Origin of the sequence: Halomarina halobia, from assembly GCF_029338575.1 — an archaeon.
Classification (GTDB): Archaea; Halobacteriota; Halobacteria; order Halobacteriales; family Haloarculaceae; genus Halomarina; species Halomarina halobia.
In genome coordinates this window covers 2,321,680-2,341,104 of record NZ_CP119992.1, presented here as the reverse complement: position 1 = coordinate 2,341,104, position 19,425 = coordinate 2,321,680, and the positions used below count along the sequence as shown (strand labels likewise).

General features: G+C 67.2%; 23 protein-coding genes and 1 tRNA gene. 13 read left to right on the top strand and 11 right to left on the bottom strand.

Going from position 1 to position 19,425, the window contains the following annotated elements; translation table 11 throughout:
* Positions 1–23 precede the first annotated feature (23 nt).
* From P1K31_RS12365 to P1K31_RS12355, 3 genes are all read left to right on the top strand, one after another.
* Entirely contained in the window at positions 24–482 is a 459-nt protein-coding gene (locus P1K31_RS12365; protein WP_276303628.1) for a restriction endonuclease, read from the top strand.
* Between the two features lie 67 nt (positions 483–549).
* Positions 550–810, top strand: a complete 261-nt coding sequence (locus P1K31_RS12360; RefSeq protein WP_276303627.1) for a DUF7553 family protein — start codon at positions 550–552, stop codon at positions 808–810.
* A 43-nt stretch (positions 811–853) separates the two neighbouring features.
* The gene (locus P1K31_RS12355) at positions 854–1,120 is read left to right on the top strand and encodes a DUF7553 family protein (protein ID WP_276303626.1); all 267 of its coding nucleotides are present in this window, start codon (positions 854–856) and stop codon (positions 1,118–1,120) included.
* Positions 1,121–1,281: 161 nt separating this feature from the next.
* Here the strand turns inward: P1K31_RS12355 and P1K31_RS12350 are convergent, their stop codons facing one another.
* Positions 1,282–1,647, bottom strand: coding sequence for a hypothetical protein (locus P1K31_RS12350; protein WP_276303625.1), 366 nt, complete (start codon positions 1,645–1,647; stop codon positions 1,282–1,284).
* A gap of 126 nt (positions 1,648–1,773) precedes the next feature.
* Here P1K31_RS12350 and P1K31_RS12345 point away from each other — a divergent pair, with 126 nt between their 5' ends.
* The 3 genes from P1K31_RS12345 to P1K31_RS12335 all read left to right on the top strand — a co-directional run bounded on the left by P1K31_RS12345 (position 1,774) and on the right by P1K31_RS12335 (position 4,105).
* The gene (locus P1K31_RS12345) at positions 1,774–2,493 is read left to right on the top strand and encodes a potassium channel family protein (protein WP_276303624.1); all 720 of its coding nucleotides are present in this window, start codon (positions 1,774–1,776) and stop codon (positions 2,491–2,493) included.
* Positions 2,494–2,531: 38 nt separating this feature from the next.
* On the top strand, positions 2,532–3,092 hold the full coding sequence (locus P1K31_RS12340; protein WP_276303623.1) for a hypothetical protein: 561 nt from the start codon (positions 2,532–2,534) through the stop codon (positions 3,090–3,092).
* A gap of 266 nt (positions 3,093–3,358) precedes the next feature.
* Complete coding sequence (locus tag P1K31_RS12335) at positions 3,359–4,105, top strand: Lrp/AsnC family transcriptional regulator (protein WP_276303622.1); 747 nt, start codon at positions 3,359–3,361, stop codon at positions 4,103–4,105.
* Between the two features lie 53 nt (positions 4,106–4,158).
* Here P1K31_RS12335 and P1K31_RS12330 read toward each other — a convergent pair whose 3' ends face one another.
* Both P1K31_RS12330 and P1K31_RS12325 read right to left on the bottom strand, forming a co-directional pair.
* Positions 4,159–6,591 carry an amino acid permease gene (locus P1K31_RS12330; RefSeq protein ID WP_276303621.1) on the bottom strand — a complete coding sequence of 811 codons (2,433 nt, stop codon included), beginning with the start codon at positions 6,589–6,591 and terminating at the stop codon, positions 4,159–4,161.
* On the bottom strand, positions 6,584–6,745 hold the full coding sequence (locus P1K31_RS12325; RefSeq protein WP_276303620.1) for a hypothetical protein: 162 nt from the start codon (positions 6,743–6,745) through the stop codon (positions 6,584–6,586). The genes P1K31_RS12330 and P1K31_RS12325 overlap by 8 nt, the downstream gene beginning before the upstream one ends.
* A gap of 297 nt (positions 6,746–7,042) precedes the next feature.
* Between P1K31_RS12325 and P1K31_RS12320 the strand changes: the two genes are divergently transcribed.
* Positions 7,043–7,582, top strand: a complete 540-nt coding sequence (locus P1K31_RS12320) for an ester cyclase (protein ID WP_276303619.1) — start codon at positions 7,043–7,045, stop codon at positions 7,580–7,582.
* 124 nt (positions 7,583–7,706) lie between these two features.
* Here P1K31_RS12320 and P1K31_RS12315 read toward each other — a convergent pair.
* Positions 7,707–7,780, bottom strand: a tRNA-Tyr gene (locus P1K31_RS12315).
* A gap of 118 nt (positions 7,781–7,898) precedes the next feature.
* Between P1K31_RS12315 and P1K31_RS12310 the strand changes: the two genes are divergently transcribed.
* The 3 genes from P1K31_RS12310 to ftsZ all read left to right on the top strand — a co-directional run bounded on the left by P1K31_RS12310 (position 7,899) and on the right by ftsZ (position 10,143).
* Positions 7,899–8,606 carry a double zinc ribbon domain-containing protein gene (locus P1K31_RS12310; RefSeq protein WP_276303618.1) on the top strand — a complete coding sequence of 236 codons (708 nt, stop codon included), beginning with the start codon at positions 7,899–7,901 and terminating at the stop codon, positions 8,604–8,606.
* Between the two features lie 211 nt (positions 8,607–8,817).
* Complete coding sequence (cdrS, locus tag P1K31_RS12305) at positions 8,818–8,991, top strand: transcriptional regulator CdrS (RefSeq protein ID WP_276303617.1); 174 nt, start codon at positions 8,818–8,820, stop codon at positions 8,989–8,991.
* The gene (ftsZ, locus tag P1K31_RS12300) at positions 8,992–10,143 is read left to right on the top strand and encodes a cell division protein FtsZ (RefSeq protein WP_276303616.1); all 1,152 of its coding nucleotides are present in this window, start codon (positions 8,992–8,994) and stop codon (positions 10,141–10,143) included. It abuts the gene before it with no gap.
* A 145-nt stretch (positions 10,144–10,288) separates the two neighbouring features.
* Here the strand turns inward: ftsZ and ncsA are convergent, their stop codons facing one another.
* Together ncsA and P1K31_RS12290 are read right to left on the bottom strand one after the other, a co-directional pair.
* Positions 10,289–11,254, bottom strand: a complete 966-nt coding sequence (ncsA, locus tag P1K31_RS12295) for a tRNA 2-thiolation protein NcsA (RefSeq protein WP_276303615.1) — start codon at positions 11,252–11,254, stop codon at positions 10,289–10,291.
* Between the two features lie 114 nt (positions 11,255–11,368).
* Entirely contained in the window at positions 11,369–11,749 is a 381-nt protein-coding gene (locus P1K31_RS12290) for a hypothetical protein (RefSeq protein ID WP_276303614.1), read from the bottom strand.
* Between the two features lie 152 nt (positions 11,750–11,901).
* Here P1K31_RS12290 and P1K31_RS12285 point away from each other — a divergent pair, with 152 nt between their 5' ends.
* Positions 11,902–12,552 carry a DUF7095 family protein gene (locus P1K31_RS12285; protein ID WP_276303613.1) on the top strand — a complete coding sequence of 217 codons (651 nt, stop codon included), beginning with the start codon at positions 11,902–11,904 and terminating at the stop codon, positions 12,550–12,552.
* A 415-nt stretch (positions 12,553–12,967) separates the two neighbouring features.
* Here P1K31_RS12285 and P1K31_RS12280 read toward each other — a convergent pair whose 3' ends face one another.
* From P1K31_RS12280 to P1K31_RS12270, 3 genes are all read right to left on the bottom strand, one after another.
* A complete protein-coding gene (locus P1K31_RS12280; RefSeq protein ID WP_276303612.1) occupies positions 12,968–13,765 on the bottom strand; it encodes a class I SAM-dependent methyltransferase in 798 nt (265 codons plus the stop codon).
* An 81-nt stretch (positions 13,766–13,846) separates the two neighbouring features.
* Positions 13,847–14,680, bottom strand: a complete 834-nt coding sequence (locus tag P1K31_RS12275) for a deoxyribonuclease IV (RefSeq protein WP_276303611.1) — start codon at positions 14,678–14,680, stop codon at positions 13,847–13,849.
* A 642-nt stretch (positions 14,681–15,322) separates the two neighbouring features.
* Complete coding sequence (locus P1K31_RS12270) at positions 15,323–16,162, bottom strand: lipoate--protein ligase family protein (protein WP_276303610.1); 840 nt, start codon at positions 16,160–16,162, stop codon at positions 15,323–15,325.
* A 182-nt stretch (positions 16,163–16,344) separates the two neighbouring features.
* Here P1K31_RS12270 and P1K31_RS12265 point away from each other — a divergent pair, with 182 nt between their 5' ends.
* Positions 16,345–17,031, top strand: a complete 687-nt coding sequence (locus P1K31_RS12265; RefSeq protein WP_276303609.1) for an Ntn hydrolase family protein — start codon at positions 16,345–16,347, stop codon at positions 17,029–17,031.
* Positions 17,031–17,732: an archaeal proteasome endopeptidase complex subunit alpha gene (locus tag P1K31_RS12260; protein WP_276303608.1), complete on the top strand. Its 702-nt coding sequence runs from the start codon at positions 17,031–17,033 to the stop codon at positions 17,730–17,732. Before P1K31_RS12265 ends, P1K31_RS12260 begins: the two co-directional genes overlap by 1 nt.
* Here the strand turns inward: P1K31_RS12260 and P1K31_RS12255 are convergent.
* Positions 17,684–18,655 carry a DUF7351 domain-containing protein gene (locus P1K31_RS12255; protein WP_276303607.1) on the bottom strand — a complete coding sequence of 324 codons (972 nt, stop codon included), beginning with the start codon at positions 18,653–18,655 and terminating at the stop codon, positions 17,684–17,686. The genes P1K31_RS12260 and P1K31_RS12255 overlap by 49 nt on opposite strands.
* Before the next feature lie 64 nt (positions 18,656–18,719).
* Positions 18,720–19,298, bottom strand: a complete 579-nt coding sequence (locus P1K31_RS12250) for a DJ-1/PfpI family protein (RefSeq protein WP_276303606.1) — start codon at positions 19,296–19,298, stop codon at positions 18,720–18,722.
* Positions 19,299–19,425: the final 127 nt, after the last annotated feature.

Genomic DNA, 19,425 nt, shown 5'->3' with positions numbered 1-19,425 from the left:
TCCCCGGACGCGACAGTGTGCGCATGAGTGACGATGGGGGGTTCCGATCGTTTCTCGGCGGGGGCGGCGGCGCGAGCGACGCGGGGGCGTGGGAGGGGGTGGACCTCGAAGCGTACGAGATCGACGACCTGGAGCGGCTCGTCCGGGCGCTGTACGTGGCTGAGGGGTGTACGATCGAGCGGACCCCGCCGAACAGCGAGGCCGGCGTCGAATACGTCGCCGTCCGGTCGAAGCTCATCGGATCGACGCGGACGGTCGTCGCGGTGAAGCGCGCCGACAGCTCGGTGTCCGCCGGGACCGTACAGCAACTCGACCGGGCGCGCGGGCTGCACGGCGCGGACCGCGCCGCGCTCGTCCGACCCGGGACCTTCGACGAGCGCGCGGCGGCGGCCGCGAACGCGTCGAAGGTCGAACTCGTCGACGGGGCGACGCTCAAGGGACGACTGGCGGCCGCGGGCGTCACGCCCGACAGCTCACCGTAACGGTCGCGTATTAGATACTTGCTACCATATGGCAAAGAAATATAGCCGGCGCGCCCGAAGGGCGCGTATGTCCCGATCAGCGCTTCGGGCGGCGAGGCGCGAACTCGTGACCGCCGCCGGATGGACCGAGGGACGGATCGAACGACGACTCCACGGGGAGGTCATCGAACTGACGAAGCTGAGCGCGGAGGGGCCGCCCCCCCGCGATCGACTGGACGCGCACATCGAGACGCTCGAGGAACTCGCGCCGGACGCGGGCGACGGGGCAGATCACGTCGAGCGGGCGGTCGACCGCATCCGCGAGGTGCGCCGGGAGATCGCGGAGTGAGCCGAGGTCAACGGTTTTGTCGGACGGTCGCGTAGCGGCCGTCATGGTTCGAGAGGAACTACAGGCGGCGAGCGACGAGCTGCGCGAGGCCGCGTCGACCGCCGACGGCGAGATCCGGGATCGCATCGAGGGGCAGGCCGACCAACTCGCCACGCTCGCGAGCGCCGAGCGCGGCCCCGACCAGGGCCGGCTCGACCGACACATGAACATCCTGCGCGAACTGGCGGACGACGCCGGCGAGGGTTCCGATCACGTCGAGCGCGCCCTCGAACACGTCGAGGAGTACCGGAAGGGCGTCAGCGGTATCTAACCGCTCCGCATCGAGTCCTTCCCGCCGGGACCGCGATCGCCTCGGCGGCGTCGCTGTTCACCCGATCGGCCGCCGGAACGACGTACCGAGGGTTCACCGGCCCCAAGGGCAGCGTGACTCGCACCGAGAGCCGGCGAGTCCGCGTCGGCAGTCAGCGTAGTTCAATCGCGGTGGTCGTCACGGCGGAACACCCGTCCGAGGAACACCCAGTGGAGCGAGGGGCTTCCGTCAGGTTTGACCTCCTCGTACACGTGATACAGGTACGGGCCGTGTGGGCAGTCCGAACAGTCCTCGCCGCACGGTTCGCGCTTTATCACCTCCGTGTACCCCGGTCGTTCTTCGACCGTGATGATCTCCTCCCCGGGCGCTGCTTCTATCTCGTCCGAAACGGGCGACTGTAGCTCACGTATCCGACGCTGGACGTAGTGGACCACCTCCCGTAGTTCGTGGCGCTCGAGACCGTCGAGCGCCGTAACGAGGTGCTCCGGGAGGGCCGGATCGTCCCCCGGCATCGGGTCGTCTACCATAGTGATTGCTTGGTCCCCCCATACTTAATCTTCCCTATGGATCTACTCATCGAGTAATTATATCTCCTATTGTTTCTCGATGAGCAAATCGATGCCCTTTCAATGTGACTTCGACAATCACATCTCATGTATATCATCGTTGTCGGAGGAGGGAACATCGGGAGACCCCTCATCGACATTGCTACTGCGTCAGGGAACGAGGTAGTCGTAATAGAGAGAAACAGTTCGAAGGCGGAGACAGTCGCGGAAGAGTTTGACTGTCTCGTCATCAACGACGACGCGACGGTCAAAGACACGCTCCAAGATGCCGGCGCCCAGAGAGCCGATGCCATCATCTCGACGACTGACGAGGACGCTACGAACATCATGATCTGTCTACTCGCCGAGGAGCTTGGCGTACCCGACGTCGTCTCAGTCGTCCATAATCCCGAACATATGTCATTATTTAATCAGGTTGGCGTGAACACCATAGAGAACCCCCAGCGCCTCATCGCGGAGTACCTCTACCGGGCGGTGAAGCGCCCCACCATCGTCGACTATATGCGAGTCGGAGAGACGGCCGAGGTGTTCGAGATTCGCGTTGCGGACTCGGCACCAGTCGCAGGGAAGCGACTCGACGAAGCGGCAGAGAACGGGCTATTGCCCGAGGACATACTCGTCGTCGCCGTGGAGCGAAGCGGAGAGAAGAACCCGATAACGCCGCGGGGAAACACGGTGATACACGAAGGTGACCTCCTGACCGTCTACTCCGCTCGGGGAGCGACGCCGGAGGTGACCGATGTGTTCGGGCACTACGAAGACCACGCTGGAGCGTCCAGACGGAAGAAGTGGATGGACGAACGATGACGACCACTGCCCGAACGGTCGCACGAGACGTAGGACGGATGCTTCAGGCACTCGCCGCGATGATGTTGGTGTCGGTCGCCGTCCCTCTCGTCTGGGGGGAATTCTGGGCTATACCGTCGCTCCTCGTCGGAGGGTTGATTCCGTATCTCCTCGGTCGCGTCCTATCGAGTCACTTCGCCGACGCTCCGGAGCCAGGGAAACTCCACGGGATGGTGATTGCAGCCTCGGGGTGGTTCTTTGTCGCGCTGTTCGGGTCGTTGCCGTTCCTCTTCATCGCGTGGACTATCTACTTCAACCCCGGGTTCTTGGGTGCTCCAGATTTGACGGGGCGAGCGGCGAGCACCGTCGGCGCATTCCGAAACCCCATAAACGCGTTCTCGATGACATTCACGAATTTCCCCGTCATCAAGCAGGTTTTCGAATCAGGGGCAGACGACCGAATGTACGACTCGCTGGTGATCACTGGTCCAGTAGTCGTACTCATTGTTGCTGTGGTAGGTAGGGCAGTCTTCACGGTCGGACTCGCAGTCCTCTATCTGATCACTTTTGTTTCATACCTACTGTACAGAGCAGTCTACGACAGACACGTGACCGTGTAATCGGGTGGGCCATCTGTGAGCGCGGGGCAATGCCTTGTATCGGCGTCCCGGTGTTCGATACACGTTCGGTACGTGGCTGATTCGAACACGAACGGTGAACGGACGCCGCCGAACTTACATCCCGTAGGCTATCGAATGGGCGGCCGAATCAGCAACAACGGTGGCTGTTGGTGAGTGGATAGCTGAGGTGATCGGTCAATAAATACACGCGGTGGAGTGCGTGTCGGTTCAAATCGATTATTTCGCTGTAGACGAAAGGGCGACACATGAGCGACAGACTGGACGAAGTCGACAAACGCATCCTCTACCGGTTGGCTCAAAATGCTCGCGAGACCTCGGCTCCGGCGATCGCAGAAGAGGTGAACGTCTCGGCGGGGACGATCCGAAACCGGATCGCGGGGCTAGAGGAGGCGGGGATCATCCGCGGATACCACGCGCTGATCGACTACCAGCGCGCGGAGGGCCGCCTAACGAACCTCTACATCTGCACGAGCCCGGTTCCCGACCGGGACCGCCTCTACCAACAGGTCGCCGAGATCCCCGGAGTCGTGGGGGTTCGACAGCTCATGAAGGGGCAGAGCAACCTCCACGTGACGGCCGTCGGTGACGACATTCAGGAACTGACCCGCGTCTCGAACGACCTCTCTAGCATCGGTCTCGAGATCGAGGAGGAGAACTTGCTCCAGAGCGAGCAGATCCTCCCGTATAACAAATTCGGCCCGGATACGTCGCGCGACGGCCACACCATCGCCGATTTCATGAAGTTGAGCGGGGGCGCGGAAGTCGTCGAACTGACGGTCTCCGCCAACGCCGAGATCGCCGGGCTCACCCTGAGCGAGGCCAACCAGCGAGGCGTCATCCACCCGGACATCCTGGTCGTTTCGATCGAGCGAGACGATACGATACTGACGCCGCGGGGAGACACGACGGTCCGGTCGGACGACCTGGTGACGGTCTTCTGTCGGAGCGGACTCGACAAAGAAACGCTCGATGCCTTCGGAGAGAAGAGGTAAGACGATCGGTAGTCCCATCTCGACGTCGTAGTCGAGTGCTCCGGCGGTAGTTGTTACGCGCGCGATTCAGCCAGATGCGTCGCCTTCGCACCTCGCCCAACCCACTTTCGAATGAACCCCTTTACGGCCGACTGTACGGGTCGATGCTTCCGGACCATGACGACTTCTCCATCGAACGCCGCGCCGACGGTCTCCGGCACTTCGCCGAAGAGCGCACGCCGAAGGATTCCCTCCCCGGCCGCGCCGATTACGATCGAGTCGAAGCTCCCGTCGCGGGCATGGTCGAGGATCGTCCCCGCGATATCGTCGCCCTCTTCGACGGCGATGTCGACGTCGACGCCCTCCTCGGCCAGCGCCGCTCGTTTATCGGTGAGGAACGACGTGGCACCGTCAACGTCACCGTCGGTTACCGCGTGAAAGAGCGTCACCTCGGCACCGGATTCCGCGTACGCGGCCGCGAAGTGCTCCGCGAGTTCCGCGTTTGAACCGCCGGCAGTCGGCACGAGCACGCGGCGCGACAGGGACGTACCGCTGGTCTTTATCACGGACACGTCGCACGGGGCCTCCTCGACGACGGTATCGATTATCGAACCGAGAGCGTAGTCGGAGACCCGTTTACGCTGGCCCCGCCAGCCGAGCAGCACGAGATCGCTGTCGCGCTGATACGCGACGTTGTTGATGCTCTTCGCGACGTCGTGTCCGATCGTCACCGTGCGGTGGGCTGGCACGTCGTCCGGGACGTACTGCATCGCATCCTCGAGTAACTCTCGCTGTCTGGTGGCGTAGCGGCGTCCCTCGGAGAGCGGCGTCTGTTCGGGGACGGTCGCTACGCTCGTGAGGAGCAGTTCGCCGTCCGCTCGTCGAGCGACTGCGCTACCCACCCGGACGAGCTGTTCCGCGTGATTCGGGTTCGCGATCGGAATGAGGACCTGGTAGCCACGGTCCTCGGGCGCACGTTCCTCGGTGATGAGGCGCGTCTCCTCTCTCGCTTCCGTCTCGCGAACGCGACCCTGCGAGTAGAGGAAGAAGATACCGACGCCGACGAGGATCCACGCGATCGCGCCGTACCAGGCCAGCGGGCTGTAGTTGAACAGGTAGACCGCGAGGGCGAGCTTGGTGAGGATTCCGATGATCGGGACGTACGGGAAGTACGGCATGACGTAGCCGTAGTCGATCTGGTCGCCCCACCGTCGGCGTATCACGATGGCCGCGTAGTTCACCTGCAGGAACAGCAGGAGGAACATCACGTCCGTCGCGGCTGCGACCGCCTCGATCGGAAGCACGACCGCCATGAAGACGATGAGCGCCCCCGAGAGTGCGGTCGCGATGTACGGCGTTCGCTTCTCGGGATGTACTTCGCTGAACGCGTCGGGGAGGACGTGATCGCGTCCCATCGCGAACGACACTCGCGTCGACGAGTACGTCGTCGCGTTGAGGGCCGACAGCGTCGAGAAGATCCCCGCCACGAGGATGATGATCGTTCCGAACGGCATGATCTGCGCGGCGGCGCGGGCAAGCCCTAACTCACCGAGATGGCCCAGGATCTCCCAGACAGCGGCGTCTTCCATACTGGAAGGGATCTCGGGGAGGTTTCCCGCTCCGTGGCCGCCGCCCGCGGCCCCTGCCTGGGCGAGTTGGAACAACTCGGACGTGACCGCGACCGACCCGATCAGGACGATCGCCACGAGCATGTAGATCGTGACGACGATGGCCATCGAGTAGAAGACCGCCTTCGGCACCGACTTCTTCGGATTCACGACCTCCTCGCCGGACTGGACGATGATCTCGTAGCCCTCGAAGGCGATGAACGTCAGCCCCATCGCGATGAAGACGCCACCGAACCCGCGCGGGAGAAACGGTCGGAACCGCCCGGACGCTTCCGCAGGATGCCCGAAGATGTAACCGAGCCCGAATGCGATCAGAATGATGATGACCGTGACCTTGACCAGCGTCACGACGTTACCGGCGAGGCCGGTCTCTTTCGCCCCGCGGAAGTTGATGTACGCGAACAGGGCACCGGCGAAGGCGGCCAGTATCTTTTCCGGACCGACGGTGATAACGAGCAGGTCGATCGGCTGGAACAGTCGAACACCGAAGTAGTCCGTGATGAGTAGATGGACGAACGCACCGAAGCCGAGCGTGTACAACGACCCGGCGACGGCGTGAGCGAACCACGACATCCATCCCGCGAGGAACGCTTGAGATCGGCCGAGCGCCTCGCGAACCCACAGATAACCCCCGCCGGCCTCGGGGATAGCGGATCCGAGTTCTGCGTACACCATCCCGGTGAAGATCGTGATGAAGCCGTTGAAGGCGAACGCCATCACGAGTCCCGGGCCGGCCTGTCCCGCGGCGAGTCCGGTGAGAACGAAGATCCCGGCACCGATCATCGCACCGATGCCGATCATCGTGATATCGAACAGGGAGAGATCGCGGGCCAGATCCTCGGTTTCGTGATGGCCGGGAAGCCCCTCGTCGTTACTCACGCGACTCACCGCCGTTGGAGCGATCTAACGGCCCCTTCTCGTACTCCCCAGCGTCGATCCTGTCAACTACGTATTTACCGTGGATGACAGCGACTAGTAGCCCGATCCAGGCGAGTAGCGTGAGGATAGCTCCGATCACCAAGGTAGTGACCATAGGACGTTTTATCGAGGAGGTATTATAAAAGTAGTTGCTGAACCAGTAGTGAAGTTCTTAAATGAATTTGCTTATCTGTATTCGTCTGCGTGCGCTGACGAGTACCGTCGGGCGCGTGTTCGCCGAGGTGGCTGGGCGGGGTGGACTCCCCGAGAGACGCCATCGTCGTCGGGCTACCCGACGACTGCCCCCCGGGAGGGTGTGACGTAGTACACAGAGTACCCGATAGGCCGATGTCCGTCGCCGCTCCCCGCACCGCTATGTCCGCTCATCGCATACGGTCGATGGTGAACGGTCATGACAGTGGATGACTCGCCCGGAAGCGACGCGCGGGAGGAGCGCGAGTCCCGACTTGCCCTCGTCGAGGAGCACGTCCGGCACGAGAACCGACACGACCTGAACGCCGTGATGGACACCTTCGGCGCGGCCCCCGAGTACGAGGATACGCCGTGGCACGACCATCACACGGGTCGGGACGGCGTCCGCGCGTACTACGAGGGATTGCTGCGGGCGGTGCCCGACCTGCACATCGACGTACAGCGCCGTCACGTGACCGACGAGCACGTGATCCTGGAGGTCGTCATCGGCGGGACCCACACGGGACCGTGGCGAGGGCTACCGGGGACTGGCCGCCGGGTGGAGTTCCCGCTGTGTGCGGTCTACTCCTTCGATGAGCGGGGCAAGCTCGCCGGCGAGCGCATCTACTACGACCGGGCCACCGTACTCCGACAACTGGGCGTCTTCCACGAACCGGACCGCGGGATCGGTCGACTGCTCACGCCGCTCGCGCATCCGCTCACTGTCGGACGTGCTGTCTGGCGCACCGTTCGGGACTGAGAGGGGCAGGGGGAATCCGACGACCCGCTGGGCTCATCTCGGTCGGGTCTGCAAGACGAATTCACCCTCCCCCGATTTCGTGCTCGGAGGGACGTTTCGCTGCTCACACCGTTCGCAGGAAAAGTCCGCCCTCCCCGATTTGAACGGGGGGCAAGTCGATCTACAGTCGACTGCTCTGCCAGACTGAGCTAAGGGCGGTCTACCAGAAACGAGCACGGGACCGGATTTAACCCTTATCCTTCGGACTCGTGTCAGTCGTTCGTCCGACGACGCAGGAAGATTCATATGCCTCTGCCAGCATGTGATACACGATCGAATGAGCAAGATCACGTTCCGCGCCGACGACGACCTCATCTCCCGGTTGGAGGAGTACGACGCCTCCAAGAGCGAGGTCATGCGCAAGGCGCTCCGAGCGTACCTCGACGGCGCGCGAGACGCGGGCGCGGAAGACGCGGCGGATGCGTCTCCGTCCCCCGCGTCCGACGACGCCGACCGCGAGCGTGATCTCGACGGACGCATCGACCGGAGGATCGACGCCGCCCTCGACGAGCGCAGCGACGACATCGCCGACGCCGTGCTCCCCCAACTCCTCCCCCGGATTCTCCCCGACGTTCTCGCGTACGTCCGCGAGGCGAGCGCGCCCGAACCGACGGGCCGAGGGCAGGACATCAACCTCACCGTCGCGGTGGAGGGGGCGGGGACGGTCACCGAGACGTCGGAGGGGAGTTCGCGTAAGACAGCGACGCCTACGGACGCCGACGGGAGCGCGGGCGAGGCGCTGAACGCGACGGCCGGGACGGACGCGGTGGACGCGGCGAACTCGCCGGACGCGCGCGAGCGCACGCGGCCGTGCGGTCAGTGCGGGGAGGAGCTGTCGGCGTCGCACGTGTTCTGCCCGAACTGCGGGGAGAAGGCGAGCCACCGGGTCTTCTGCGACTGCGGCGACGAGGTGCGCTCGGACTGGAGCTTCTGTCCGGGCTGCGGCCGTCGCACGCCGGCGGCCGACGTGCTCGACCGTCAGTAATACGTCGAGTCGGGATCTGTCCCCCGTCGTGTCTTACACGAGGGCAAAGATTTATTATACGCCGGTATATGTAAACACCTGCGTAAGACGTTCGTCTTACACGGGGCGGTGCCGGGATGATCCCCGCGCCGTCTTGCGGTTTCGACGTGTAAGACGACGGGCCGGTGTGACAATGGCCCGCCGTCTTACCGGACACAAGGGGAAAACTAACATGGAGCGTGTGACACTACGGATTCCGAAGCAGCAGATCGAAGAGGTCGAACGCATGGTCGAGACCGGCGAATACCCGAATCGGAGCGAGGCGATCCGGGCGGCCGTGCGCGACATGATCAACGAAGAGAACGCCGAGCGTCGGCAGAACAAGCGTCCGTGGGCGAGAGCGTAGATGCAGGACATCGTCAACTCGGCGCTCGAGAACGCCGAGAAAGAACAGCGCAAGATGTCCGGATCGTCGGACGACGACGAGTTCGGTGAGCCGCGCATCGTCATCGTCGGCTGTGGCGGCGCGGGCAACAACACGGTCAACCGCCTGTACAACATCGGCGTGGACGGTGCCGAGACCGTCGCCATAAACACGGACAAGCAGCACCTGAAGATGGTCGAGGCCGACACCAAGATCCTCGTCGGCAAGTCCCTCACCGCCGGGCTCGGTGCCGGCGGCGACCCCGAGATGGGCGAACGAGCCACCGAGATGGCCCAGGGGACGATCAAGGAGGTGCTCGGCGAGGCGGACCTCGTGTTCGTCACCGCCGGGATGGGCGGCGGAACGGGGACCGGCGCGGCACCCGTCGTCGCGAACATCGCGAAGGAGCAGGGCGCGATCGTCGTCGGGATGGTCTCGACGCCGTTCAACGTCGAGCGCGCACGCACCGTGAAGGCCGAGGAGGGCCTCGAGAAGCTCCGCAACGAGGCCGACTCCATCATCGTCCTCGACAATAACCGCCTGCTCGACTACGTGCCCAACCTCCCCATCGGCAAGGCGTTCTCGGTGATGGACCAGATCATCGCGGAGACCGTCAAGGGCATCTCGGAGACGATCACCCAGCCCTCCCTGATCAACCTGGACTACGCGGACATGTCCACGATCATGAACCAGGGCGGCGTCGCGGTGATGCTCGTCGGCGAGACCCAGGACAAGAACAAGACCGAGGAGGTGGTCAAGGACGCGATGAACCACCCGCTGCTCGACGTGGACTACCGCGGCGCGTCCGGCGGCCTCGTCCACATCACCGGCGGCCCCGACCTCACGCTGAAGGAGGCCGAGGGCATCGCTCAGAACATCACCGACCGCCTGGAGGCCAGCGCCAACGTCATCTGGGGCGCGCGCATCCAGGAGGAGTACAAGGGCAAGGTCCGCGTCATGGCGATCATGACCGGCGTCCAGTCGGCCCAGATCCTCGGCCCCACGACCCAGAAGCAGGCCGACGCCTCCCGGCGCGCGCTGGACGGCGAGAGCACCGAGAACTACAGTTACAGCGAGACCGACGGGGGCACTCCCGAACTGGAACAGAACAACGGACTCGACGTCATCCGCTGACCTCGCGGACGCGGATACCACCTTATCCACCCGTTCTTCACGCCGAGCGCCGCCGGCGTTCGCGGCTTACGGCGGTCACCACGTGTACGACGAGTACGGCGACCGCGACGGTCGCGACGGAACCGAAACCGGTGAAAACGGGCGTTTACGCCGCCTCGACCGCCTCGATCAGTTGGCACTTTCGGCACAACCGTCGCGTCGTCGTTCCGCCGCAGCGCTCACACTCGCGCATCTCCGGCCCCTCGCCCTGGCGGTAGCGCTCGGCGGCGATGCCCGCGAGTTCCTCGTAGCCGGCCATAATGGAGTGGCGCGTTCCGGGGTGGTTCTCCTCCAGGTCGAGCAGGAGGCGCTGGATCTCCCCGCGGTAGGCCTCGCTCGCGTGTGGGCACTCGGTGATGTGTGCGGGGAGGTCACGCAGGTGGGCGTAGAGGGCGACCTCCTTCTCGGGGACGTCGCGCAGGGGCTTCGCGCGGGGAACGAACTCGTCGACCTCGGCGCGCTCGTCGAACCCACCGAGGCTGGCGTCGAAGTGCTTCGCTACCTGGCTCACGTCCCCCTCCAGAATGTTCATCAGCGCGGTCTGGGCCTCGTCGTCGAGGTTGTGGCCCGTGAGGAGCTTGTCGGCGCCGAACTCCTCGGCGTACCGCGAAAGGAGATCCCGCCGAAACACCCCGCAGTAGGCGCAGGGGGCCATCCCCATCGGATCGGACTCGGCGACGTCGTCCATGCGGAGGCCGAACTCGTCCTCGTAGGTCACCACCTCGTGACGGAGGTCGAGGTCCGCCGCGAGGTCGCGGCAGGCGTCGAGCGACGCGTCGCGGTAGCCCTCGATCCCCTCGTGGATCGTGAGCGCGATCAGCTCCACGCGGGGGTCCTTCGCGAACGTCCCGTGGAGGACGTGGGTGAGCACGACGCTGTCCTTCCCCCCCGAGAGGCCGACGACCCACGTCTCGGGGTCGTCGGGGGTCGCGTCCGGGGAGAGCAACGCGTCCTCGCGGATCCGGCGGCGGACGCGCTTCTCGACCGACCGGCAGAAGTGTCTCTCGCAGAGGTGCAGCCCCGAGTACGCGGCGTGCATCACCGCCGGATTGCCGCACTTCTCGCAGTCCATCACCCCTGGCTATCCGATCGAGCGCAATCACCGTTACGCATAGAGAGCGGCGGGAGCAAACCGGGGGAGGGGCGATCGAGGAGAGGACGACGAGAGGATGCGGGGAGAACGGCGTCAGTCCGAGATCTGCTCCTCGCGGGGGCCGTCCTCGCCCGCCCCCTCCTCGTCGAAGGCGGCGAGGAGTACCGCCGCGAGCGCCCCCATCACCGCACAGAGTCCCGCGAGCACGGCCGCGGCGACGAAGTGCAGTTGCGCGAGTTCGACGACCACCACGAGTCCCCCGGCGAGCAGGAACGCGCCCGTCGGCGAGGGGAGCGACGGGCCGACGCCCGAGAGGACGTCCGTCCGTCGGCCGATCGCCGAAAAGACGAACGTGAGGAGCGTGACGACGATGAGGTCGAAGCTAAGCAGCATGAACAGCGCCGTGGCCCCGGCTGGCGTGGCGTCCGAGATCTGTACCACGGACAGCGGCACCTCTACCGGCAGAGAGGTCATGATCGATGACTGCGCGCGCTCGCTGAAATAGTTCGCGGCCAGTTGTTATCCGAGACTGATTTCGTATCGCGACATATAATTTATCGCGATACAATCGAGCGGAATAGACGGGCGGAGAAACGGTTTTTCGTCCGCGACGGTTACACACGGCGATGACTCTCTCCCGCCGGGAGGCCGCCGAACGCGTCGAGCGCCTCGTCGAGACGGTCGAGCGCGAGACGATGCCCGTGCCCGTCCGCGAGGTGTGGGTCTACGGCGACCTCGCGCTCGGCCTCGACCCCGTCGAGCGGATCGACGTCTACCTCACCAAGGACCTGCTCTTTCACGGGGACGCGGGCCGGGAGGCCGAGTTCGTCGAGAGCCACGGCGTGCGCGGCGTCGGCAAGACCGTCGCCGCCGAGTGGGCCGACGAGCACCCCGGGGCGATCCGCGCCAACCGCAACGGGCACGTCGCCCCCGAGCAGTGTCTCGCCGCGCACCTCCTCGCGCCCGACGAGCCGATCCACCTCGAAGTGTGTAACACGGGGTTCGAGAACAACGTCACCCAGCGGCTGAAGGGCGCGGTCGCGCGCGAGGCGTACGAACAGATCCTCGATCCGCGCGGCGTCTGCCTGTGGATCGACGGCACGCGCTCGGAGACGGCGTTCGAGAAGCTGCGTGAGGGGGACCTGATCTTCCCCACGCTCGACGACGCGCTCGCGATGCTCGGCATGGACGAGGACGAGGCGCGCGAGGCCGCCGATGCGGTGAAAGCGTACCGCCGCGAGCAGGAGGGAATGACCGTCCGCGGCGACGTGGTCTGAGGGCGAACCAACGTCGCCCCTCGGTCCGCTCGCTCGGCGCACTCGTCGCGGACGGCTTCGTCGTCCGTTCGCGCTGTCCGCGGCCGCCACGCCGGCGTCGGCGGTGGCGCTCGAATCGGGCGTTCGGTCCGTATATTTATGACGGAAAGTGGGACCAGAGCCTCCATGACGTGAGAGTCGTCGTGAGGTGCTCCGCGGTTGTGCGACGCCACACCTCACGGAATCGGTCGCGGCGTCGCCTGTCCGCCGAGAGGGTTTGCTGTCGTCCTCGGAACCGCTTCGCGGTTCTAACGGACTGTCCTCCACGGAAACCGCCCCTCGTCTCGTCGCTCCTTCGGGGGGTCGGCGCGTCCGCTCGCTCCCTTCGCTCCCCCCCAGACGGATCGACGCGGAGCGCCCACTCCGACCGCGTCGGTCATGGCACCCGTCCGACCGTCACGTGGAAGGGGACGACCTCGCGGCGACGGTACTCTCCCCTCCCCATCTGCTCGACGACGCGCCGCCCCATCGCGCGCCAGTCGGCCCGGAGCGCGTCGTACTCGTCGTCGGTCAGACCGCCGGCGAGTAGCGTCTCACGCTGACTCCCGAGTCGCGACCCCGTCGCCTTGCGCCTCGCTCCCTCCAGCGACCGCTCGTCGTACGGCGGTTCGACGACCCGCGCGTGGTCGTAGCGGCGCGTCTCGACGTCGACGAGCCCCGCCTCGCGGAAGAGCCCCGGCACCGCGCCGAGGGTCACGTCCGTCGGGACGCCGGCGACGTAACGCTCGCGGGCGCGGGCGGCGAGGCGCTCCTCCGCCGGGACGGTCGACTCGACCGTCACCGCGCCGTTGTCGGGTTCGACCGCCGCCACGAGGTCGGACGACGCGCGCCGGAACTCGCGCACCGCGGCGACCGGGTCAGGGAGGTTGATCAGGAGGGCCTGACAGACCACCAGGTCCGCCGCCCCGTCGCGGACGGGCAGCGAGAGCGCGTCGGCGCGGACGGGGTGAACCGGTTCGGGGACCGCTCCCAGGAGGTCGGCGTCGCGGTCGAGGCCGACCACGCGGGCGGCGTCGGGTGCGTCCGCCGCCAGCACGGCCGAGAGCTCGCCGGTCCCGCAGCCCACGTCGAGGATCACCGCCCGGTCGGACAGTGAGAGCGGGGCGAGCGCGTCGCGGACCTCCCACATCCCCTCGCGGGTCGCAGTCAGGTAGTCGGCGGAGAACCGGCGCATTACCGGGCGGTGGGGAGGTAGCGTGAAAACGGTGCGGTTACGCGCCGAACCGGCGGCGGCGATCTCGGCGTCGAAACCGCGTCAGTCCTCCCGCAGTTCCCGGACGCGCTCGATGTTCCACTCGAAGCCCCTGCCGTCCTCGGTGGGCGTCTCGAGCACGAGCGGCACGTCCTCGATGCGCGGGTCGTTGATGAGCGTCGTCATGCCCTCGACGCCGATCTCCCCCTCGCCGACGTGGGCGTGTTCGTCCTTGTGCGTCCCGCAGGCGTGCTTCGAGTCGTTGAGGTGAATGCACATCAGGTGCTCCAGACCGACCACGTCGTCGAACTCGGTGATCGTGTCCTTCGCGCCCTTCGCGGTCGAGAGGTCGTACCCCGCGGCGAAGGCGTGGGCCGTGTCGAGACAGACGTCGAGGTCCCGGTCGCAGTCGTCGAGGACGGTCGCGAGGTGCTCGAACTCGCCGCCCAGCTTGGTACCGCTGCCCGCGTCGGACTCGACGAGGACGGTGACATCATGTGGAATATCGAGTTCGGAGAGCGCGCTCGCGGCGTTGGCGAGGCCGGCCTCGACGCCCGCGCCGGTGTGCGCGCCGAGGTGGACGTTCACGTAGGGGATGTCCAGCTTGGCGGCGGCGTCGACCTCCCGCTGCATCGAGGCGATGGACTTCGCGCGCAGATCGTCCTTCGGGGTGCAGAGGTTGACGAGGTACGAGGAGTGAATGACCCACGGTCCGTCGAGGTGGGCCGCGGTCCCCTCGCGGAACTCGGCGGCCTCCTCGTCGTCGATGTTCGGATCCTGCCACACCTGCGGCGAGTGGGTGAAGATCTGCCCGCAGTTGCCGCCGACCGCCACCTCGTTCTCGACGGCGTTGTGGACGCCGCCCGCGACCGAGACGTGTGCTCCGACTCGTAGCATTTCTAGCCATAACTACTCGTTGTCGGGCATAGGCACTTCGGAAACCGGCTAGCGGTTGCTGGAGGGGCCAAAGAGACAGGAGCGAAAACGCCTGCAAAGCCCTCGCCCTTTGCGATTCCGCCAGGAGCCGCGCCGGGATCCCTACCCGACTCCGTCGGGCGCGCAGAGAAGCGCGCCCAGCCGCACGGCGACGTGGCCGGGAGGGCGGCCCGTCGCCCGACCCGGGGGAGGGCAGGCGTACGGTGCGGTACGGCGCGGTGCAGTCCCTGGTGTCTCCGTGAGCGAGCGGCGCGAGCGAACGGGGGCTCAGGAGACGAGTACGACGAGTCTCCTGGCGGACCGAACGGGCGTTCCCGCGAGCCGGGCGGGACCTCCGGTCCCGCTGGAAGCCGGCCATCGGCCGGCGATGAGGCGAGCGGGAGCTCGTCGGAGCTGCGCTCCGACGGCGAAGGGGGTACGCGAACCCGGAGGCCGCAAGCACCGCAACGAGGGAGCGAGTGCAACGGCGAACCGAGCGAGGAGCACAGCGTGTCTCCCGGGAGCGTAGCCGCCGAGGGCTTTCGGGGTAGTCTCTGTCTCCTCCCTTCGAAACGAGGGCTTTCGAGGTCAGCGTCCCGGACCAGAAACGCGAGACGTACCGAGTCACCCCAACGGATCGACCCGCTCCCGGTTCCACGCGTCGCTGTCGAACTTCTCCGCTGCGATCTCCTCTGCGCGCTCCAACTCCGCGTCGGTCCAGGTGCCCGCCTCGGCGTCGGCCCACTCCCGGAGCGACGCCTCCAGCGTCGCGACCGCCTCCTCGCGGGAGATGTCGCTGTGTTCGTCGATGCCAGTGACGCGCTCGCGGTACTCCTCCGGCGTCACGTCCGCGCCGGTGAAACAGCCGAGGGTGCGCTCGGCGCGCACCGAGTAGGTGAGCGAGCCGTGCTGGATGACGCTGTCGCGGCGGCGATACTGCGCGTTGCCCGAGAGCTTGCGCCCGGCGTAGACCACGTCGTGGGCGGGGTGCAGTTCCCGGAGGTAGCACGCGGGCTGGTAGAGCTCGGGGTGGCCCACCTCGACGAAGTCGGCGGGAACGCCCATCGCCGCGCAGGCGTCGAGGAGCGGGCGACAGAGCAGCTCGTAGGTCTCCATCAGGTCGCCCGGGAGTTCCGCGGCCGGGGCGACGATCGAGTAGGAGACGTCGCCCTCGCGGTCGTGGTAGATCGCGCCGCCGCCCGTCGGACGCCGGGTGACGGTGATCCCCTCGCGCTCGCAGAACGACCAGTCGACGTCGGCGGGGTCCTGGTGGTAGCCGAGCGACAGGGTGCTCGGATCCCACTGGTAGACCCGGACGGTTCGCGGCCCGCCGGCGGCGGCAGTCTCGGCGGCGACCGCGTCGAGCGCCATGCACATCGGCCCCGGAAGCGACTCCTCGCGGATCAGCCGCCACTCGCGGTCGGCGAGGGAGTCCGCGTCGGTTGCGTCTGCCTCGGCTTCCATGCCCGTCCTACCGGGGCGGCCCGGGAAAGCGGTTGCGCCGCGCGAACTACGGACGGGAGGACGAGGAGAGCCGAGGAGAGGTCGAGATAAGGGAAGGGTGAGGAGAGAGGAGAGGAGCGTCGAGGAGCCAGCTAAAGGGTTCTTTAGCGAGGGCTTATCCGGCGGGCGCGTCCAGAACGGGTATGGAAAACGACGCGGTGCTGAAGACCGGCACCACCACGGTCGGCCTCAGGACGGCCGAGGGTGTCGTGCTGGCCGCCGACCGCCGGGCCAGCCTCGGCGGGCGGTTCGTCTCGAACAAGCGGGCGATGAAGATCGAGCAGGTGCACCCGCGGGCCGCCGTGACGATGGCCGGGACGGTCGGCGGGGCGCAGGCGTTCATCCGCCAGCTCCGAGCGGAGGCGAACCTCTACGAGGCCCGCCGCGGCCGACCGATGGGCCTGGACGCGCTCGCACAGACCGCCGGACAGCTCCTGCGCGGAACCCCCGCCAGCCCGGTCCTGGGCGGCGTCGACGTGCCGACCGCGTCGGCCGGTCGAGTCGGGGACGACGGGAGAACCGGAGACGACGCGGACGCAGACGCGGACGGCACCGTGGAGCCCCGCGTGTTCAGCATCGACGGCGCGGGCGGCGTCCTGGAGGACGCCTACACCGCGAGCGGGAGCGGCACGACGCTCGCGACCGGCGCGCTGGAGCGCGGGTACCGCGAGGACCTGTCGCTGGAGGAGGGCGTCCGGGCCGCCGCGGGGGCGGTCGCGAGCGCCCTGGAGCGGGACACGGCAAGCGGAAACGGCATAACCGTCGCGCGTATCACCGCCGACGGCGTGACTATCGACACCCACGACGACGTCAGGGAGGTGCTCCAGTGATGCGAGGCGACGACCGACAGGCGTACGATCGCGGCAGCAACATCTTCTCGCCCGACGGGCGGCTCTACCAGGTGGAGTACGCCCGCGAGGCCGTAAAGCGCGGGAGCGCGAGCGTCGGCGTCCGGGTCGAGGAGGGCGTCGTCCTCGCGGCGACGCGGCGGGTGCGCTCGCCCCTGCTCGAACCCCGTAGCGTCGAAAAGCTCCACGCGATCGACGAGCACCACGGCGTCGCCAGCGCGGGACACGTCGCGGACGCCCGACAGCTCGTGGACGTGGCGCGCCGCTCGGCGCAGATCGAGCGACTGCGCTACGGCCAGCCCATCGCCACGGAGGAACTCACGACCGAGGTGAGCCGCCACATCCAGGAGTACACCCAGTCCGGCGGCGCGCGCCCCTTCGGCGCGGCGCTGCTCGTCGGCGGGTTCGTGGAGGGGGAGGCGCGACTGTTCGAGACCGACCCCTCGGGGACGCCCTACGAGTGGCGCGCGACCGCCATCGGCGGCGGCAGCGACGGCATCCGCGAGCGACTGAAGGAGCGGTACGATCCCGAGATGGGCCTCGACGACGCCGTCGCGCTGGCGCGCGACGTGCTGAGCGAGGAGGACGACGTGGAGGAGGAGTTCATCGCCGTCGCGGTGATCGACGACGACGGCTACCGCGCCGTCGACGGCGCGGCGGGGGCGGACTCAGACGCCGAGTGACGCTCCGCCGCGACCACGGTTCCGTCGCGACCCACGAGCAGTTCTAGCGTCTCCCCCTCCAGTTCCGTCGAGACGCGCACGCACCACGGATCGGCGGAGAGCACCGCCTCCCGCCACTCCCGCCCCACGTTCCAGATCGGCCGCTCGCGCAGGTCGATCCCGTGGTCGTAGTAGAAGGCCACGACCGCCGGGTGGTCGAACACCGCCAGCGTGACCGGACAGCGGAGCGCGTAGCCGCAGGCCGTGCAGGCGAGGTGCAGGCGCGGCGGGCGCGGGGACGTCGCGGCGTCCGCGGCATCCGCGGCATCCGTAGCGTCGCCCTCACGGTCGGCGTACTCCGCGCGCGCCGTCGCCCGCCCGCCGCACTCCGGGCAGGTGCCGCCGACCAGCAGCGCCACGCGGTGGCGGTGCAGGCGGTCGAACGCCGCCGGAAGCGACTCGTCGTCGTTCGTCCGGTGCCCGCCGGGCGGGAACGGGAGCGCGAGCACGTCCCGCCCGCAGCCGTGACACGAGACGGAGACGGTGTTGTCGGTCGCGGCGGCGTGCAGCCCCGCCTCATCGCAGAGCGGACAGGGATCCGGGATCTCGACGGGTTCGCGATCGACGCTCTCCGTGTACGCGCCGCTGACGATGGCGCGGGCGACCTGCAGTCCGGCGTAGGTAAAGGTGTAGCCGTCGTCGGTCTCCTGAAGGTAGTGATCGGTCAGCTGTCGCAGGTGGTAGGCGAACCCCGCGGTCGTCTCCGCGCCGCTCGCCTCGAACAGCTCCGAGAAGGTCTTCGTCGCGGGCGCGACGCCTGCCCCCTCGCCCTCCTCGGGTTCGAGCAGCGCGGCGAGGGTGCGCGTGCGCACCTCGTTGCCGAGCGGGCGGAACGCCTCGCTGGGGTCGGGCGCGTCGGCCGACGCGCGCTCGCTCCCGGTCATGCCACCCGTATCCCGCCGCGCCGGATAAACCGTGCGGCGCGGTCGCCGCGTCCGACGGCTTCCCCTACCGCCGCTCGTACTCCAGTTCCGTCGCCACCCGATCGGCTATCTCGGCGTCGGCGAGGCGCTCGATGAGGTGAAGCGCGAGATCCAGCCCGGAGGTGACGCCGCCGGCGGTGACGACGTCGCCGTCGTCGACCACGCGCTCCTCGCGCACCTCTGCGTCCGTCCTGCGCAGGTCGTCGAGTGCCCCGGCGTGCGTGACGGCGGGGCGGCCGTCGAGGACGCCCGCGCTCGCGAGGATCATTCCGCCGGTGCAGACTGAGGCGAGCGTCGTCCCGTCGGCGTGGAGGCGCGCGACGGCCTCCGGGAGGTCGCCGCGCTCGACCTCGCGCCACGCGCCCTGCCGACTGCGGTCGTTCCACCCACCGCCGGGAACCACGAGGAGGTCCGGATCGTCGAGGACGCCGTCCGGTTCGACCCGGAGGCCGTGACTCGCCTCGACCCGGTCGCGCTCGTCGAGCGTCACCAGCGAGACGTCGATCTCGGCACCGAGGGCGGCCGCCGAGGCGAACACCTCGTACGGGCCGACCGCGTCGAGTTCGTCGAACCCGTCGTAGACGAGAATCTGCACGTCGGTCATACCTCCGCCTTCGGCTCCGAGGGGATAACCGCTCCCCCTACGGGCGTCGATAAATCACACTTCGCGATATGAAATACGAGAACCGCCCGGTGACCTGCCGCGTACGCGCCGAGCGCACCACTCGTTC

What these genes read in the sequence shown, in the direction of transcription:
- P1K31_RS12365 (WP_276303628.1), top strand. Translation starts at nt 24, where the DNA reads ATGAGTGACGATGGGGGGTTCCGATCGTTTCTCGGCGGGGGCGGCGGC.
- P1K31_RS12360 (WP_276303627.1), top strand. Translation starts at nt 550, where the DNA reads ATGTCCCGATCAGCGCTTCGGGCGGCGAGGCGCGAACTCGTGACCGCC.
- P1K31_RS12355 (WP_276303626.1), top strand. Translation starts at nt 854, where the DNA reads ATGGTTCGAGAGGAACTACAGGCGGCGAGCGACGAGCTGCGCGAGGCC.
- P1K31_RS12350 (WP_276303625.1), bottom strand. Translation starts at nt 1,647, where the DNA reads ATGGTAGACGACCCGATGCCGGGGGACGATCCGGCCCTCCCGGAGCAC.
- P1K31_RS12345 (WP_276303624.1), top strand. Translation starts at nt 1,774, where the DNA reads ATGTATATCATCGTTGTCGGAGGAGGGAACATCGGGAGACCCCTCATC.
- P1K31_RS12340 (WP_276303623.1), top strand. Translation starts at nt 2,532, where the DNA reads ATGCTTCAGGCACTCGCCGCGATGATGTTGGTGTCGGTCGCCGTCCCT.
- P1K31_RS12335 (WP_276303622.1), top strand. Translation starts at nt 3,359, where the DNA reads ATGAGCGACAGACTGGACGAAGTCGACAAACGCATCCTCTACCGGTTG.
- P1K31_RS12325 (WP_276303620.1), bottom strand. Translation starts at nt 6,745, where the DNA reads ATGGTCACTACCTTGGTGATCGGAGCTATCCTCACGCTACTCGCCTGG.
- P1K31_RS12320 (WP_276303619.1), top strand. Translation starts at nt 7,043, where the DNA reads ATGACAGTGGATGACTCGCCCGGAAGCGACGCGCGGGAGGAGCGCGAG.
- P1K31_RS12310 (WP_276303618.1), top strand. Translation starts at nt 7,899, where the DNA reads ATGAGCAAGATCACGTTCCGCGCCGACGACGACCTCATCTCCCGGTTG.
- cdrS (WP_276303617.1), top strand. Translation starts at nt 8,818, where the DNA reads ATGGAGCGTGTGACACTACGGATTCCGAAGCAGCAGATCGAAGAGGTC.
- ftsZ (WP_276303616.1), top strand. Translation starts at nt 8,992, where the DNA reads ATGCAGGACATCGTCAACTCGGCGCTCGAGAACGCCGAGAAAGAACAG.
- ncsA (WP_276303615.1), bottom strand. Translation starts at nt 11,254, where the DNA reads ATGGACTGCGAGAAGTGCGGCAATCCGGCGGTGATGCACGCCGCGTAC.
- P1K31_RS12290 (WP_276303614.1), bottom strand. Translation starts at nt 11,749, where the DNA reads ATGACCTCTCTGCCGGTAGAGGTGCCGCTGTCCGTGGTACAGATCTCG.
- P1K31_RS12285 (WP_276303613.1), top strand. Translation starts at nt 11,902, where the DNA reads ATGACTCTCTCCCGCCGGGAGGCCGCCGAACGCGTCGAGCGCCTCGTC.
- P1K31_RS12280 (WP_276303612.1), bottom strand. Translation starts at nt 13,765, where the DNA reads ATGCGCCGGTTCTCCGCCGACTACCTGACTGCGACCCGCGAGGGGATG.
- P1K31_RS12275 (WP_276303611.1), bottom strand. Translation starts at nt 14,680, where the DNA reads ATGCTACGAGTCGGAGCACACGTCTCGGTCGCGGGCGGCGTCCACAAC.
- P1K31_RS12270 (WP_276303610.1), bottom strand. Translation starts at nt 16,162, where the DNA reads ATGGAAGCCGAGGCAGACGCAACCGACGCGGACTCCCTCGCCGACCGC.
- P1K31_RS12265 (WP_276303609.1), top strand. Translation starts at nt 16,345, where the DNA reads ATGGAAAACGACGCGGTGCTGAAGACCGGCACCACCACGGTCGGCCTC.
- P1K31_RS12260 (WP_276303608.1), top strand. Translation starts at nt 17,031, where the DNA reads ATGCGAGGCGACGACCGACAGGCGTACGATCGCGGCAGCAACATCTTC.
- P1K31_RS12255 (WP_276303607.1), bottom strand. Translation starts at nt 18,655, where the DNA reads ATGACCGGGAGCGAGCGCGCGTCGGCCGACGCGCCCGACCCCAGCGAG.
- P1K31_RS12250 (WP_276303606.1), bottom strand. Translation starts at nt 19,298, where the DNA reads ATGACCGACGTGCAGATTCTCGTCTACGACGGGTTCGACGAACTCGAC.